Source organism: Spirosoma aureum, from assembly GCF_011604685.1.
Taxonomy (GTDB): Bacteria; Bacteroidota; Bacteroidia; order Cytophagales; family Spirosomataceae; genus Spirosoma; species Spirosoma aureum.
The window spans coordinates 7096189-7109210 of record NZ_CP050063.1 but is presented as its reverse complement, the minus strand read 5'-3'; the positions used below and the strand labels follow the sequence as shown (position 1 = coordinate 7109210).

Genomic DNA, 13022 nt, shown 5'->3' with positions numbered 1-13022 from the left:
CCACGGTTCAAAACCGTGGCACGGCTCTATGCGAAAGGCCTAAAAATATCAGATTCAAAAAGAGTTTGCGCCATTCGCCGTTCGTGTGCGGTACTCACTCACCCTCGATTAATTTGACGATTAATGGTTGAGGACATTTGCTTGAAATCGGTTGCTGCTTTTAGCGATGGCCATTTTTTAATTGAATGACTGTCTGAATTCCAATGGCGAAACATTGGTTTTTATCTTGAATAGTTTGCTGAATGACTGTGAATGTTCAAACCCTAATTCAAAGGCGATTTCGCTAATTGATAAATCGGTGGTAGACAGTTTTTCTTTAGCCTTTTCAATCAGTTTGTCGTGAATGTGCTGCTGCGTGCTTTGCCCCGTTAATACTTTAAGTAGCCCACTTAAATAATTGGGTGAAACATTTAATAGTTCAGCAATATAGTGAACGGTTGGCAAGCCTTTTTGAGCCAATGAATCACTATTGAAATAAGTCGCAAGTATATCTTCCAGGCGATTGAGGATGCTGTGGTTCGTAATTTTCCGTGTTATGAATTGACGATGATAAAATCGCTCCGAATATGAGAGCAATAATTCCAGTTGAGCGATAATGATGTTCTGGCTGAATTTGTCAATAGTTGAATGATATTCCTGCCCTATATTCTGCATAATATCGACAATGATTGTTTCTTCTTTCTCTGAAAGATGTAAGGCTTCGTTGGCCGAATAGTCGAAATATTCGTATTGCTTTATGGCTTTTGCCAAAGGAGTATTCCATAAAAAATCAGGATGGATGAGTAAAATCCATCCTGAATGTTTTGATGCGGACTCTTTATTAACCTCAATGCTAAAAACCTGACCGGGTGATATGAAAAACATAATACCCTCATCGAAGTCATATTCCTGCTGGCCATATTTCATTTTAGCATTGAAATCCCGTTTAAGCGAGATTGAATAAAAATCGAATACCCAGCTTACCGGATTGTTTTCAGGCGAATGTTTGATCGACCCATAATCGATCAAACTGATTAACGGATGTTCGGGTTTGGGTAATTCCCTGAGCCGATGATATTCGCTTATCGTTTTAATCCTGTGAAGTTGTTTGGTTGCCATGTTACAATATACTTATTCCTGCTTAAACGAGGCAGCAAATTCCTTCGCAAAATCCGTCAGCTTTACATTGCCCATAACCGCTGGTTTATTGCAATAATAATCCTCGGTTAATAGACCACTATGCTGGCTTTCAAACATGGCAACCAAACCGGCAGCGATGCGCGGATTCATTCCGGCCGCTTCTAAACCACGCTGCCATTGTTCACCAGGAATAAGTATCCATGTCAAATCAGGCTTCCCGATAGCCGCCCCTAAAATTCGGGCCGTTTCGTTGCCAGTAAGTTCATCGCTTACCACATACCGTACCTTTCTGCCAACCAGTGGTGTTTCGAATTCTTCAGCAATGGCGGCAGCAATATCGATTGGAGAAACCCATACCAGCTCTTCCTCTGCCCCATAATTTGCCATGATAATGCCTTGCTGGTTGATCATCGGCACGAAGCCATACAAATTGTAATAGAAGCCAACGGGCCGCATATGCGTAATCGCTAGGTCAGGTAATTGGTTGTTTAAAATTTGCTCTACATCGTGAGCACCAATTAAAATCCCATTGCCTTTGTCTAAATGAGCCCCAACGCTACTGAGATTAACCACACGCTTTATGCCCGACTGCCCGATAGCTTTTGCATAATTATTGCCGATTCGGTGATAATACGCCGTCAAATCGAGGGTATGATCGAAATAGTTGGCTGGCGGTACCATTGTATAGATGGCATCTGCATTCATAAAAGTAGTTGTAAGAAAATCAACGTCTTCCAGTGAGCCGATGGCTGCTTTGGCTCCCAATGCGTCGATCTCTTTTTGTTTTTCGGGCTTGCTGCTGATAACCGTTACAGCATGTCCTTTTTGAACCAATTCTTCGGTCAGTGGCTTGCTGATGTGCCCTGTCGAACCCGTCACTATGATTTTCATTTTTCGATTTTTTATTTCTGCAAAATTCAGCAGTCACAAAAAAATCGACGTAGCCAAATCTATGGTTGTTGTAGTCAAAAGAACCCACTTTAGCAGGAAATCACGATTTTAGCGGTTCCCATTATAGTAGGCATTACACCCGTTTCAGTGAGCCTAATAAAAAACCGGAAATAATCGGGCTCTTAACAATTGTTGTCGTTTGTCGCGACTAGATGATGGATGTTTGTGTCAATTTATTCAAACCGATAAGTCGTCTTTTGGAGCTGTAGTTGCGTCTGCTACAAGCACTGGATCGATGAACCGATTCCGAGAATTTTATAACCAGGAGCGGAAGAAGTCCGTATCAATTCCTAATAGTCAGGGAGGGGATATGCACGAGCAGGAAAACAGAAATTGTGCCAACTAATAACTGAGAAATTCTGCTCAAGAATTAGGGAGATAAATTAGTTCAAATTACTGATAATGAGTTGATTGTTTACTATATTCGAAGCATTTACTACTTTTACCGCAAACTCCTTACCTGGATGCCAATTTATATGGACCGCCACGATGTCTCCGAGCTGGTAACAGCCGAGCATGTAGCTCAGCTTCATCAGGAAGATTTAAAGATTCAGCATCAGTTTGGGTGTAGAGCTTTAACTTATTGGTTCGATAACCAGCGAAAAACGGCATTTTGTTTAATTGAAGCCCCGGATAAGGCGACTATTGAAAAAATGCATAATAAGGCTCATGGGCAGATTCCCCATAGTATTATTGAAGTCGAAGCAAACATTGTTGAATCATTCCTGGGTAGAATTGAAGATCCACAAAAAGCAAAAGATTCAACCCTGAATATTATTAATGATCCAGCTTTTAGGACCATCATGGTTATCCGGCTGGACTATTTTTCCCTGATAGATCAGCCTGATAGCTTACCCATTAAATCGTTCTTAGCCCAATTCAAGAAGTCGGTCAGTAACCTACTAACTTTGCATGAGGGGAAACTGGCTAAACAACAGGAACCGTACTTCATCATTTCATTTACATCGGTTTCCAGGGCTCTTCAAGCTGCACTAACGATAGAAACCCTGGTTACCGAGGTGAGCCGGTCAAGTGGTCTGAAAAAAGTCCCATTGAAAATAGGGATTAGTACTGGTGTACCGGTAACCGATAAGAATTTAATTTTTGAGGATGCTATTAAACTAGCGCAACGGATGTGTAAAGTTATCCCCGGAGAAATTATTGTTTCGTCGGAAGTTAAGCAACTATTCACTAGCGAAAATTCAACAACTTTACCAGAGGGCGGAAATATCGTGGCCCTCACGCAGGCAAATGAGAAATTTCTAACCTATTTAATGGATTATGCCGACTCCGCCTGGCAAAATTCGACTTTTACCGTCGAGGATTTTAGTAAACATATGGGATACAGCAAAGCGCAATTGTATCGTAAACTAACAGACCTTACCGGTACATCACCGAATGCATTCATCAAGGAATACCGTCTACAAGAGGCCTTGACTTTATTGAATAAACAAACAAGCAATATTTCAGAAGTTGCCTTTGCTACCGGCTTTAGCAGCCCCGCTTACTTTTCTAAATGCTTTCAGAAAAGATACGGCTATTCGCCCTCTGACTATGTGCATTCAAAACTAGCTAATAGCTAAATCAGTTGACAGATTTACTAAGGTAAAACACACCTTTTCCCTTTAACAGCTAGATAGGGGATGAACTGCTCCAGCTCGAAAATGCTCCTTACTGCTGGTTGGTCGATAAATCTGATTGCCCTTAGTTCGCTTCTGGGTTAGCCCAGTGTGTCATATGGCCAGATCAGCTTCCCCATGCCAATCAACCCTTAGCGCTTATCTACTCGATGAGGGCCACAGAAGTCTGCTCATAGAATAGGGTCAACCAGCTTCTGCTAAACACTTATGAATCAAAATTACCAGTATTTGAATGAATTGTTATCGCCTTCCGGGTTACCCGTTGCTACTTTTGCCCTGTAACATACCTGGTTACTAGTTAAACTAAATCCTCATGGCTATACTTCTTTTTGATCGACTTGGTGGCACCGAAGGGATCACGAGCCTGGTTGATGCGGTAGTAGAGGCTCATATGAGCAACCCCGCCATCAATGCCAGATTCTTACCTTACAAAGAGCAGCCGGAAAAATTAGCCCTTATCCGCCGGCATACGATTGATTTTTTTTGTGCCGGCAGTGGTGGACCAGTTACCTACGCGGGAAGAGATATGCCTACCACCCATAACGGGATGAATATCACTCCAGGAGAATATATGCATGTAGTGGATGACATCTTGATGGTGCTGGATAAGCATCAAATTGATGATGAATCGAAAAAAGATGTATTGGCCATTTTGTGGTCATTAAAAGGGATGATCATTGGTCAGTAACTAGTTACCCAATCACCCGCTTCGCATAAAGGGCGGGATTATCGGCGTTACTCAGCCAGAGTTGACTGTCACCCTGATAATGCATCTGCCTTGATTTTCAAATGGGCAGAATTCAGACCATTTGTTTAAAAATATACGGTTGCCTTTCGTAGTCAGCTTACTAGTTGGCTAGCTTCTTTTACTTCTTACAACTTTAAACCCGAACGACTATGCCTAAGTATGTCATTGAACGAGAAATCCCAGGAGCAGGAAACTTAACCCCCGACGAATTGAAAGGGATTTCACAAACCTCTTGTGATGTTCTAAGAGCGATGGGCCCAGAAATTCAGTGGGTAGAAAGCTACGTCACGACGGACAAAATCTATTGTGTTTATAATGCCCCTGACGAAGCTCTCATTCGGGAACATGCAAAACAAGGCGGGTTTCCGGCCAATGTCGTTAGTAAGGTCTCAGCGATTATCGATCCGACAACGGCAGAATAATTCAGTTCATAAATAGCTAACTTGAAACGGGTTGCCACAAACAAGTAAAACGATATTGTCTAACTGGCTGATGCCCCCGGTGATGCACATTACAAGAAGTAACGTTTCCCGGTTTTCACAATCCTACTTCACTGGAAGCTGATAAAACCCCTGGAATGGGCACAAGCGTTAGCCCTTCAAAAGCAGCTTTCATGATTTGTATTGTGTGACAGTGGACCGTAGCCACAGAAGTTATAGAACCGTGTTGGGAAAAAGCCAGTAGTGAACTAGTTTATCACTACTGGCTTTTTTATACGTTGCTATTCATCGCTCTCATCATGCGACTTTGCATTTGCTGATCGTTCCTGATCTGCTTCTAAAGCGTTCTCAGCTTCTGTTTGCTCCCGTGAGAGTTCCTGGAAAAGCTCTTTCTGCTGGTGTTCAAGGTCTTGCTGCTCCTCTGGCCTTGTTTCTTCTTTCCCCTCGTTGTCAGACATAGCTATACAATTTTCGTGTACAATTGACTAAATTAAAACAAACTAATGCACTTACACAGTAGATTAAGTGATAAAATACAATCCTGGGTATTTAAATAGTCCGTTTGTAAGGACTTATCCTTCCGCACAGCATTCGACAAACTGGTTGACTTTCATTGTTAAACGATTTGCCGCCACAGTAGTTTTGTAGTGTAATTAATAGACATCGTTATGAGTACAACAATGCAAAAGCGCAAACTGGGAAATAGCGGTCTGGAGGTATCTGCCCTTGGTTTGGGCTGTATGGGTATGAGCTTTGGCTATGGCCCCGCTAAAGACACTAAAGAAATGATTTCACTGATTCATGCCGCTGTGGAACAAGGCGTTACCTTCTTCGATACGGCTGAAGTCTATGGTCCGTTCACAAACGAACAACTGGTCGGCGAGGCCCTTGAGCCGTTCAAAGGCAACGTAGTGATTGCTACGAAATTCGGCTTTAATTTCCAGGATGGGAAACAGGTTGGATTGAATAGCCGTCCAGAAAATATCAGAGCAGTAGCCGAAGCGTCGATGAAGCGGCTCAGAGTAGACGTGATTGACTTGTTCTACCAACACCGGGTTGACCCGAATGTACCAATCGAGGACGTAGCGGGAACCGTGAAGGACCTAATTCAGGAAGGGAAAGTGAAATACTTCGGCCTATCGGAAGCGGGCGCGCAAACCATCCGTCGGGCGCATGCCGTACAGCCGGTTAGCGCTCTGCAAAGCGAATACTCGCTCTGGACCCGCCAGCATGAAAAGGAGATCATTCCAGCGATCGAGGAATTAGGCATCGGTTTGGTGGCGTATAGCCCGCTTGGAAAGGGCTTTCTGGCCGGTAAAATTGATGAAAGCACCAAATTTTCCGAAGGCGATATTCGTAATGTTCTGCCGAGATATACCGAAGAAGCCCGTATGGCTAATAAAGCCCTGCTGGATTTGCTGTGCAAGTTTGCTGAACGCCGACAGGCTACACCCGCTCAAATTGCCTTAGCCTGGGTGTTGGCGCAGAAACCCTGGATCGTTCCCATTCCGGGCACCACGAAGCTGAACCGCCTGACGGAAAACAACGGAGTCGCTGCGATTCAGCTAACGGCGCAGGAACTTCAGGAGATTGAGGATGCCTCTGCTCAGATTGATGTTGTCGGGTCTCGATACACCGAACAAATGGAGAAATCGACAGGACTGTAAGGTATAGAGTGAAAGTAGTCACGTAAGCATCAACGAAGTTCCTGAAATCGAAGTGCAGAGGGTGGTAAAGTAGAAGGGGTGGGTGAACCGGGATTGCCTGCTTTGGCTCCTGCACGGGCCAACGACATTTTTGCTGCTACGGCTAAGCGTTACCGTAAGATGCACTTTGCGTTTGATGCTGTTTAGAACAATCTGATTCGATCGTTTCTCAATCTTATTTTAATGATTTCTTCAAAAAAATAACCGGAACAACTTCCGGAGCATTGCATGTGCAAGTTGTTTGAAATTCTTAAGTTTTGGTTTGATAATCTTTACCTGCACATGAATGGGCTATGCTAGTTTTGTCCTGGTTTTAACCAAGTACTCAACTAAACGTTAAAGCTGTTACGGTAAACGTAGCCAAACCATAAGTTCTTTATTAACTAACTAATAAGTATGATAGCTGCAAAAAGCTATGCCGCTCAAACTAAAGATACCCCATTGGCCCCCTGGAATTTGGACCGACGCGACGTTGGTCCACAGGATGTTCAATTCGATATTACGCATTGTGGCGTTTGTCATTCTGATCTTCACCAGATACGGGATGAGTGGGGCGGAGGTATTTTTCCGATGGTTCCCGGACATGAGATTGTAGGCAGGGTAGTTGCAGTCGGTAGCCAGGTGACTAAATTTAAAATTGGTGATTTGGCTGGTACTGGCTGCATGGTCGATTCATGCCGCGTCTGCGCTAATTGCCAACACGGATTGGAGCAATATTGCACCAACGGTAATACGCTCACGTATAACAGCCTGGAGCAGGATAAGAAAACGCCTACCTATGGAGGCTACTCGAATACCATTGTGGTACATGAAGATTTCGTTCTCCACATTGCTGAAACCCTGGATCTGGCGGCTACGGCTCCACTGCTTTGTGCGGGTATCACGACTTACTCTCCCCTTCGACACTGGAAGGTAGGCAAAGGGCATAAACTGGCCGTTCTGGGCTTGGGTGGCCTTGGGCACATGGGTATAAAATTCGGCGTGGCATTCGGTGCGGAGGTGACCGTTCTGAGTACCTCACCCAAAAAAGAAGCGGATGCCCGAAAGCTGGGTGCTCACAATTTTATCGTCACCAGCGACCCAGCCCAACTGGAATCTGTAACGGGTTATTTCGATTTTATTCTGGATACTGTTTCAGCTGAGCACGATTATAATCAGTATCTCGCCCTTCTGAAAACCGACGGTGTACACATTTGTGTCGGCGCTCCTCCAACTCCGTTTGCCCTGTTGGCATTCAGCCTGATCCCTGGCCGAAAAAGCATCGCAGGATCGAGTATTGGTGGTATTGCAGAAACACAGGAAATGCTGGATTTCTGCGCTCAAAACAATATCGTATCCGACATTGAACTGATTAACATAAAAGACATACACCCGGCTTACGACCGTATGCTGAAAGGAGATGTCCGATACCGGTTTGTGATCGACATGGCATCGCTGTAAAATCAATAAAAGCTGCTTCACCCGGTGAGGCAGCTTTTATTGATTTTACAGATTAACAAGTTGACAATGAAAAACGTAATTATTCTGGGTGCTAATGGTACGATCGCGAAACAGGTAATTGATCTGTTAGCAAAAAAGGAGGATATCAACCTCACATTGTTTCTACGGAATGCCCGCCGTTTAGGGAGCAGGGATATTTCCCGCTACCGCGTCATTGAAGGCAATGTTCTGGAATATGATCAGCTAAAAAAGGCCATTTCCGGTCAGGATGTCGTGTATGTGAATCTGGCCGGCGATCTGGAAGCAATGGCTAAAAACATCGTAAAGGCCATGAAGGAAGAAGGGGTCAAAAAAGCCATCTTCATCAGCTCGATTGGTATTTATGATATGCCCTTAAGACCCGTTTTGGAACCTTACCGCAAAGGAGCCGATGTGTTTGAAGCCTCAGACCTTGACTATACGATTTTACGCCCAACCTGGTTTATCAGTGCGAATGAAGTAGATTACGAAACCACCCGTAAAGGCGAACCTGAGAAAGGTTCGGTCATTTCCCAAAAAAGCCTCGCAACACTGATCGTCGATATTATTGATCATCCTGAAAGGTATGTTCGTGAAAACCTGGGAGTAAACAAACCCAATTCGTAATCTCGACTGATAGGTTTAATACAGTTCCCCCTACTCATTGCACGATACCACACCCACAAGCAGCCTTACATATATAGCAATTATCACCAAGGATGAATAGGTGGGAGTATGATTGCAAATAGTAACTGACTAGGAATACAATAACGTAAAAGAGAATTATCATCCGGATGCTACTGCGGATTGAATTGGGCAGTTATTAATAGCATCAGGATACTGCCGCGCCACATGGCTTCGTGGTACGCACTTCTGTACCTCACATTCTTATACAGACACCAGCGTATACCTCCGACTGTCGTGATCGGCAGACTGTTGAGGAAAATAATGTAGATAGGCCAAAATGAAGGCTTATCCATATCGATGAATAAGCCTTCAGAGATCAGTTGTAAACTAGCCAGGGTTCGTTGAAGGACGTACGGAGGGAATCCGATGGTTTGTTATCCCGGAACTCTGTTTAAGGACAGGTGGAAAGCAGCGCTTGGCTTCTACTCCTTTGACTAATCTGATCTTGTAGTCCGGCAAACTTTCGGTCTTAATCCGATTTGTAATGGATTTCCGCATAGGGGCTCTGCACTCGGTAACATCAATCCGGCCCGATACCAGTCCATTAATCGCATGAAATTGCTCCACGTAGTGATGCATACGGCTATTGTTTTGAGGATACTAATACGATCAACCGACTCCAGTTAGAATAAAAGATTAAATAATTGTTACAACTAACAATTATTATAGACGAAAATTACGCAAATATAACAAATAAACCAAATTCTTTTTGTTAGATTTGCGTAATTCTTAGGCAACGACTACACCGTTAGTCCGACTCAACCGGTTGCGAGCATGAAAAGTGATCCTGAAATTCGGAGCAGACTGAGGAAAGAATTTAAACGCATCGGCGTTTCCATCGAGGATGTCGCCGTGGCATCGGGTATTGCCAAAGGCACGCTCGATAACATTATGATTGGCCGGGTGGAATCGATGAAAGATGTTCACCTGAAGGCGCTATGGCAGGCTTATCCTATGTTGCGGGTTCAGTATATCCTGACGGGTAGACTGGAAGAACAACTGGCGCCTTCGGTCTACATTTATAAATCGGGGGTTGTCAATGTCGAAATTCGGGGTGAGCATTAACATGTGGTAATCAGCATGGATTACGCTAAGATGCTGACTGACTTGCTGCACAATCATAACTTTCTACTTAATTTTCTGCTTTATTAGTTAAATCGCTGTGATCATCCTTATGAAAAAGCAAGCAGACATTGAGAAAGATCAGTTAGCTAAGCCGATTGGATCGGATAATTCGGGCACACCAGAATCTGATCAAGTACATTATCCTGATCCTAGTGATGGTATTCCCATGCATATCGAAGAGTTGAAAGAGAGCCTGGAGGCAATTAAGGAAGAGACGGGTGTCGACCCGAATCTGCTCCCGGAAATCGATCAGGAACAACCATAGCTGATTTGTTGCAGGAGTATATTGCGGATCAATACCGGGCAAACCGGTGATTTAAGACGCAAAAAAGCCCATCATCCGGATTGGAAATGGGCTTTAGGCATGGTGATAAAGATTGATAATCTCGAGTTGTGGGCCATATATAGGGTTGTAAAGCTACCTTTAAGCAAATATTACCCCAAATATTAGTCTTTCTTAAAAAGATTTTCTCTTTCCTTTCGACCACGTTTCATCGATTAATAGCTACTCTAATTTTATGTTACAAAAAGTGATACAGTAAAACACAAAAAAGCCCCAAATCGTAAGATTTGAGGCTTTTTGCTCCCGAAGCTGGGCTCGAACCAGCGACCCTCTGATTAACAGTCAGATGCTCTAACCGACTGAGCTATTCGGGAATCGTGGTGCAAAAGTAGTGTAGAGAACGACACCACGCAAGAGATTTTTGTAAAAAAATGCGATTTGACGCCAGGAAAATAGACGCCTATGGCGCAACTTAATGACAGTCAGAGTAAAACATTACGTAAAAAAATAGTCGTTAGCGCGTTGGATAACCTCCCTGTGCCGGGCCACCGAATGTGTCAGGACGATTACTGGGAACATTCTGCAAGATCAGATCCTTGATTCGCCGGGCGTCTCCCTTTGTGAAATTCTTAATGACAATCTCGGGACGGGCACGGGGAATAACCCGAACTGTCGCGAAGAACAAGCCATTATCAATCTCTACCCCTGAGATATCAGAATAGAAGACAAAATTGTCAGTGCCGCCTATCAATTTACGCACACGAAATGTTACCCCTTTATCGCTAAATTCAACCTCGTCGCGGTTGATGGGATCTTTAAAACTGCTGCTGTGAAATTTTTCTGCCATAGTGTGTGAACCGGTATTTAGCTGATTAGAGGATTAACTGGATTTTGTAACAAGCTTCCCATGAAAGCAAAATCTGATTAATCCCTGAATCAGTTAAATCCCGGTTATTTTTTAGGGATGTATATTACTTTTTTAGTTTCAAAAAACGGCTCATCAAAATAATCCGAGAGGTCGTAAACCCGGTAACGATCAGGTACTTCCGCAAGCTCTTCTGCTAGATCACCCCCTTTCAGGTACAAAACACCATTGGGGCGGTCGTTGTTGCCCGACTTATGAATTTTGTAGCGCACCCAACCCAGAAATGGTTTTAGCCGTGTTACGGCCCGGCTTACCACAAAGTCGTACGTTGTGGTTAATTGTTCAACGCGGGTTTGTTCGGCTTTGACGTTCGATAGCTCTAAGGCAGTCGATATCTCCTGTACCACTTTTATTTTTTTGCCAATGCTATCTACTAAATGGAAATCGACGAGCGGGAACAAAATGGCTAGCGGTATTCCCGGAAAGCCACCACCGGTTCCAACATCTAAAATCTCGGTTCCTGGTTTGAATTGCACGATTTTGGCAATTCCGAGTGAGTGCAGGATATGCTTTTCATAGAGCGCATCAATGTCTTGCCTGGAAACTACGTTAATTTTGGCATTCCAGTCACGGTAAAGGCCATCCAGAGCCTCAAAGCGTTCTTTCTGTTGGGCCGTTAAACCAGGAAAATACTTCAATAAAAGGTCTATATTCATGCTGTCTGTACTTTGAGCAGTTACTGTCTGGACTACACTACATAAAACAATCTTATGCCCTGACCAGACTGCCTTATCGCCAGTAAATTCGTTTTCTACGCCGTGTAATTAGCGTTTTTACGCCCGCAATGGCAAAATAAATCGCCAATACCAGGTCCATCAAGGGCACAAGACCCCAATGCACTGTGTGGGCCAGCCGGTAACTAATACGTCCGACGATACCCCAGAATGCCAATATCCGAAACGCAAATGCGCCTGTACTGACTAGCAAAAGTAGCCATTCATTGGCTGTAAACGTTGAAGAGCGGCTTACACACCATAAAACGATCAGGCCTATAAATAAGCCAATAATCCAGGCCAATACATGCGAACCTGTCAGTAAACCAAGCCGAAGTTTATTACCCGGTTTATAATAGTTGCCTACGTTGAGATGCCTGCGTTTTTGGAGCCGCCATTCAGCCCATGTCTCTTTTGGCTTCGACCACATAAACGTGGCCGGGTTCAGGCAAACGGCGGTGTTTTGACCAGTTGCTACTTCATTGATGAAGAGGTCATCGTCGCCACCAACCACATTCATGTGCGTGTAGAACCCCCGGTTAGCAAAGAACAGTTGTGTGCGATAGGCCAGATTACGACCTACTCCCATATAAGGTCGGCCGGCCAGCGCTAACGAGAAGTATTGTACGGCGGTAAAGAGGGTTTCGAATCGAATGAGCAGATTTAACAATCCTGGCTGATAATCGTAAGGTGAAAAGCCCAGGACAATCTTTTTCGCTTCGTCTGCCAGCGGAGCCACCATACCCGCCAGCCAGTCTGTTGAAACAGGACGGCAGTCGGCATCGGTTATAAGCACAGTAGAGTAGAGGGCTTTTTTCAATGCAATGGTGAGGGCATATTTTTTGGGCGTTACGTGTTCGTACTCCTTATCAATGCGTATAGACCGCACTCGGCTCAGGTCAATAGCCGCCTGTTCCAGAAATTCGATAGTGCCGTCCGTTGAGCGATCATCCATTACCAGAACTTCAAATGCCGGGTAGTTCTGGTCGTTTAACAGGGGTAATAGTTCAACTAGATTTTCCAGTTCGTTTCGGGCACAAACGATAATTGTGACTCCCTGAAGTTCTGAAAAGCTTGCCGACTCATCAGGGTCATTGCTTTTGCTGAGTGCTGTGCGGGAAAAGACAAAGAGAATATAAATAAGCTGAATACTGACCATGACTAGCCAGAGTATCAGCAACGCAGTGATCACAAAGAAAGGAGAGGTTTACTCGTTAAGTGAATGGT

At 44.2% G+C, this 13022-nt stretch carries 14 protein-coding genes and 1 tRNA gene; 8 read left to right on the top strand and 7 right to left on the bottom strand.

The window, feature by feature from the left end; all coding sequences use genetic code 11:
* Positions 1-177: 177 nt before the first annotated feature.
* Both G8759_RS28245 and G8759_RS28240 read right to left on the bottom strand, forming a co-directional pair.
* Positions 178-1098, bottom strand: a complete 921-nt coding sequence (locus G8759_RS28245; RefSeq protein WP_167215973.1) for a helix-turn-helix domain-containing protein — start codon at positions 1096-1098, stop codon at positions 178-180.
* 12 nt (positions 1099-1110) lie between these two features.
* On the bottom strand, positions 1111-2010 hold the full coding sequence (locus G8759_RS28240; protein ID WP_167215971.1) for an NmrA family NAD(P)-binding protein: 900 nt from the start codon (positions 2008-2010) through the stop codon (positions 1111-1113).
* Positions 2011-2534: 524 nt separating this feature from the next.
* On the opposite strand from G8759_RS28240, the gene G8759_RS28235 reads away from it, so the two are divergent.
* From G8759_RS28235 to G8759_RS28225, 3 genes are all read left to right on the top strand, one after another.
* A complete protein-coding gene (locus G8759_RS28235; protein ID WP_167215969.1) occupies positions 2535-3653 on the top strand; it encodes a nickel-binding protein in 1119 nt (372 codons plus the stop codon).
* 370 nt (positions 3654-4023) lie between these two features.
* Positions 4024-4398, top strand: a complete 375-nt coding sequence (locus tag G8759_RS28230) for a group I truncated hemoglobin (RefSeq protein WP_167215967.1) — start codon at positions 4024-4026, stop codon at positions 4396-4398.
* A 209-nt stretch (positions 4399-4607) separates the two neighbouring features.
* Positions 4608-4880 (top strand): DUF4242 domain-containing protein, encoded by a 273-nt coding sequence (locus G8759_RS28225; protein ID WP_162386522.1) that lies wholly within the window; start codon positions 4608-4610, stop codon positions 4878-4880.
* A gap of 299 nt (positions 4881-5179) precedes the next feature.
* Here the strand turns inward: G8759_RS28225 and G8759_RS28220 are convergent, their stop codons facing one another.
* The gene (locus tag G8759_RS28220; protein WP_167215965.1) at positions 5180-5356 is read right to left on the bottom strand and encodes a hypothetical protein; all 177 of its coding nucleotides are present in this window, start codon (positions 5354-5356) and stop codon (positions 5180-5182) included.
* A gap of 222 nt (positions 5357-5578) precedes the next feature.
* Here G8759_RS28220 and G8759_RS28215 point away from each other — a divergent pair, with 222 nt between their 5' ends.
* The 5 genes from G8759_RS28215 (at position 5579) to G8759_RS28195 (ending at position 10139) form a co-directional block, all read left to right on the top strand.
* A complete protein-coding gene (locus G8759_RS28215) occupies positions 5579-6565 on the top strand; it encodes an aldo/keto reductase (RefSeq protein WP_167219320.1) in 987 nt (328 codons plus the stop codon).
* Between the two features lie 435 nt (positions 6566-7000).
* The gene (locus G8759_RS28210) at positions 7001-8044 is read left to right on the top strand and encodes an NAD(P)-dependent alcohol dehydrogenase (RefSeq protein WP_167215963.1); all 1044 of its coding nucleotides are present in this window, start codon (positions 7001-7003) and stop codon (positions 8042-8044) included.
* A gap of 66 nt (positions 8045-8110) precedes the next feature.
* On the top strand, positions 8111-8689 hold the full coding sequence (locus tag G8759_RS28205) for an NAD(P)H-binding protein (RefSeq protein ID WP_167215961.1): 579 nt from the start codon (positions 8111-8113) through the stop codon (positions 8687-8689).
* An 834-nt stretch (positions 8690-9523) separates the two neighbouring features.
* Positions 9524-9814, top strand: a complete 291-nt coding sequence (locus G8759_RS28200) for a hypothetical protein (protein WP_162386514.1) — start codon at positions 9524-9526, stop codon at positions 9812-9814.
* Between the two features lie 109 nt (positions 9815-9923).
* A complete protein-coding gene (locus tag G8759_RS28195) occupies positions 9924-10139 on the top strand; it encodes a hypothetical protein (RefSeq protein ID WP_167215959.1) in 216 nt (71 codons plus the stop codon).
* 318 nt (positions 10140-10457) lie between these two features.
* On the opposite strand, the gene G8759_RS28190 is transcribed toward G8759_RS28195, so the two are convergent.
* From G8759_RS28190 to G8759_RS28175, 4 genes are all read right to left on the bottom strand, one after another.
* Positions 10458-10531: transfer RNA gene (locus G8759_RS28190), tRNA-Asn, on the bottom strand.
* 140 nt (positions 10532-10671) lie between these two features.
* The gene (locus G8759_RS28185; protein ID WP_167215957.1) at positions 10672-11004 is read right to left on the bottom strand and encodes a PH domain-containing protein; all 333 of its coding nucleotides are present in this window, start codon (positions 11002-11004) and stop codon (positions 10672-10674) included.
* 104 nt (positions 11005-11108) lie between these two features.
* Positions 11109-11738, bottom strand: coding sequence for a 16S rRNA (guanine(527)-N(7))-methyltransferase RsmG (gene rsmG / locus G8759_RS28180; protein ID WP_167215955.1), 630 nt, complete (start codon positions 11736-11738; stop codon positions 11109-11111).
* A 73-nt stretch (positions 11739-11811) separates the two neighbouring features.
* Positions 11812-12987 (bottom strand): glycosyltransferase, encoded by a 1176-nt coding sequence (locus G8759_RS28175; RefSeq protein ID WP_232073976.1) that lies wholly within the window; start codon positions 12985-12987, stop codon positions 11812-11814.
* Positions 12988-13022 lie beyond the last annotated feature (35 nt).

Coding starts and splice junctions, on each gene's coding strand:
- G8759_RS28225 (WP_162386522.1), top strand. CDS start 4,608: ATGCCTAAGTATGTCATTGAACGAGAAATCCCAGGAGCAGGAAACTTA.
- G8759_RS28215 (WP_167219320.1), top strand. CDS start 5,579: ATGCAAAAGCGCAAACTGGGAAATAGCGGTCTGGAGGTATCTGCCCTT.
- G8759_RS28205 (WP_167215961.1), top strand. CDS start 8,111: ATGAAAAACGTAATTATTCTGGGTGCTAATGGTACGATCGCGAAACAG.
- G8759_RS28195 (WP_167215959.1), top strand. CDS start 9,924: ATGAAAAAGCAAGCAGACATTGAGAAAGATCAGTTAGCTAAGCCGATT.
- G8759_RS28185 (WP_167215957.1), bottom strand. CDS start 11,004: ATGGCAGAAAAATTTCACAGCAGCAGTTTTAAAGATCCCATCAACCGC.
- G8759_RS28220 (WP_167215965.1), bottom strand. CDS start 5,356: ATGTCTGACAACGAGGGGAAAGAAGAAACAAGGCCAGAGGAGCAGCAA.
- G8759_RS28200 (WP_162386514.1), top strand. CDS start 9,524: ATGAAAAGTGATCCTGAAATTCGGAGCAGACTGAGGAAAGAATTTAAA.
- G8759_RS28210 (WP_167215963.1), top strand. CDS start 7,001: ATGATAGCTGCAAAAAGCTATGCCGCTCAAACTAAAGATACCCCATTG.
- rsmG (WP_167215955.1), bottom strand. CDS start 11,738: ATGAATATAGACCTTTTATTGAAGTATTTTCCTGGTTTAACGGCCCAA.
- G8759_RS28235 (WP_167215969.1), top strand. CDS start 2,535: ATGCCAATTTATATGGACCGCCACGATGTCTCCGAGCTGGTAACAGCC.
- G8759_RS28230 (WP_167215967.1), top strand. CDS start 4,024: ATGGCTATACTTCTTTTTGATCGACTTGGTGGCACCGAAGGGATCACG.
- G8759_RS28240 (WP_167215971.1), bottom strand. CDS start 2,010: ATGAAAATCATAGTGACGGGTTCGACAGGGCACATCAGCAAGCCACTG.
- G8759_RS28245 (WP_167215973.1), bottom strand. CDS start 1,098: ATGGCAACCAAACAACTTCACAGGATTAAAACGATAAGCGAATATCAT.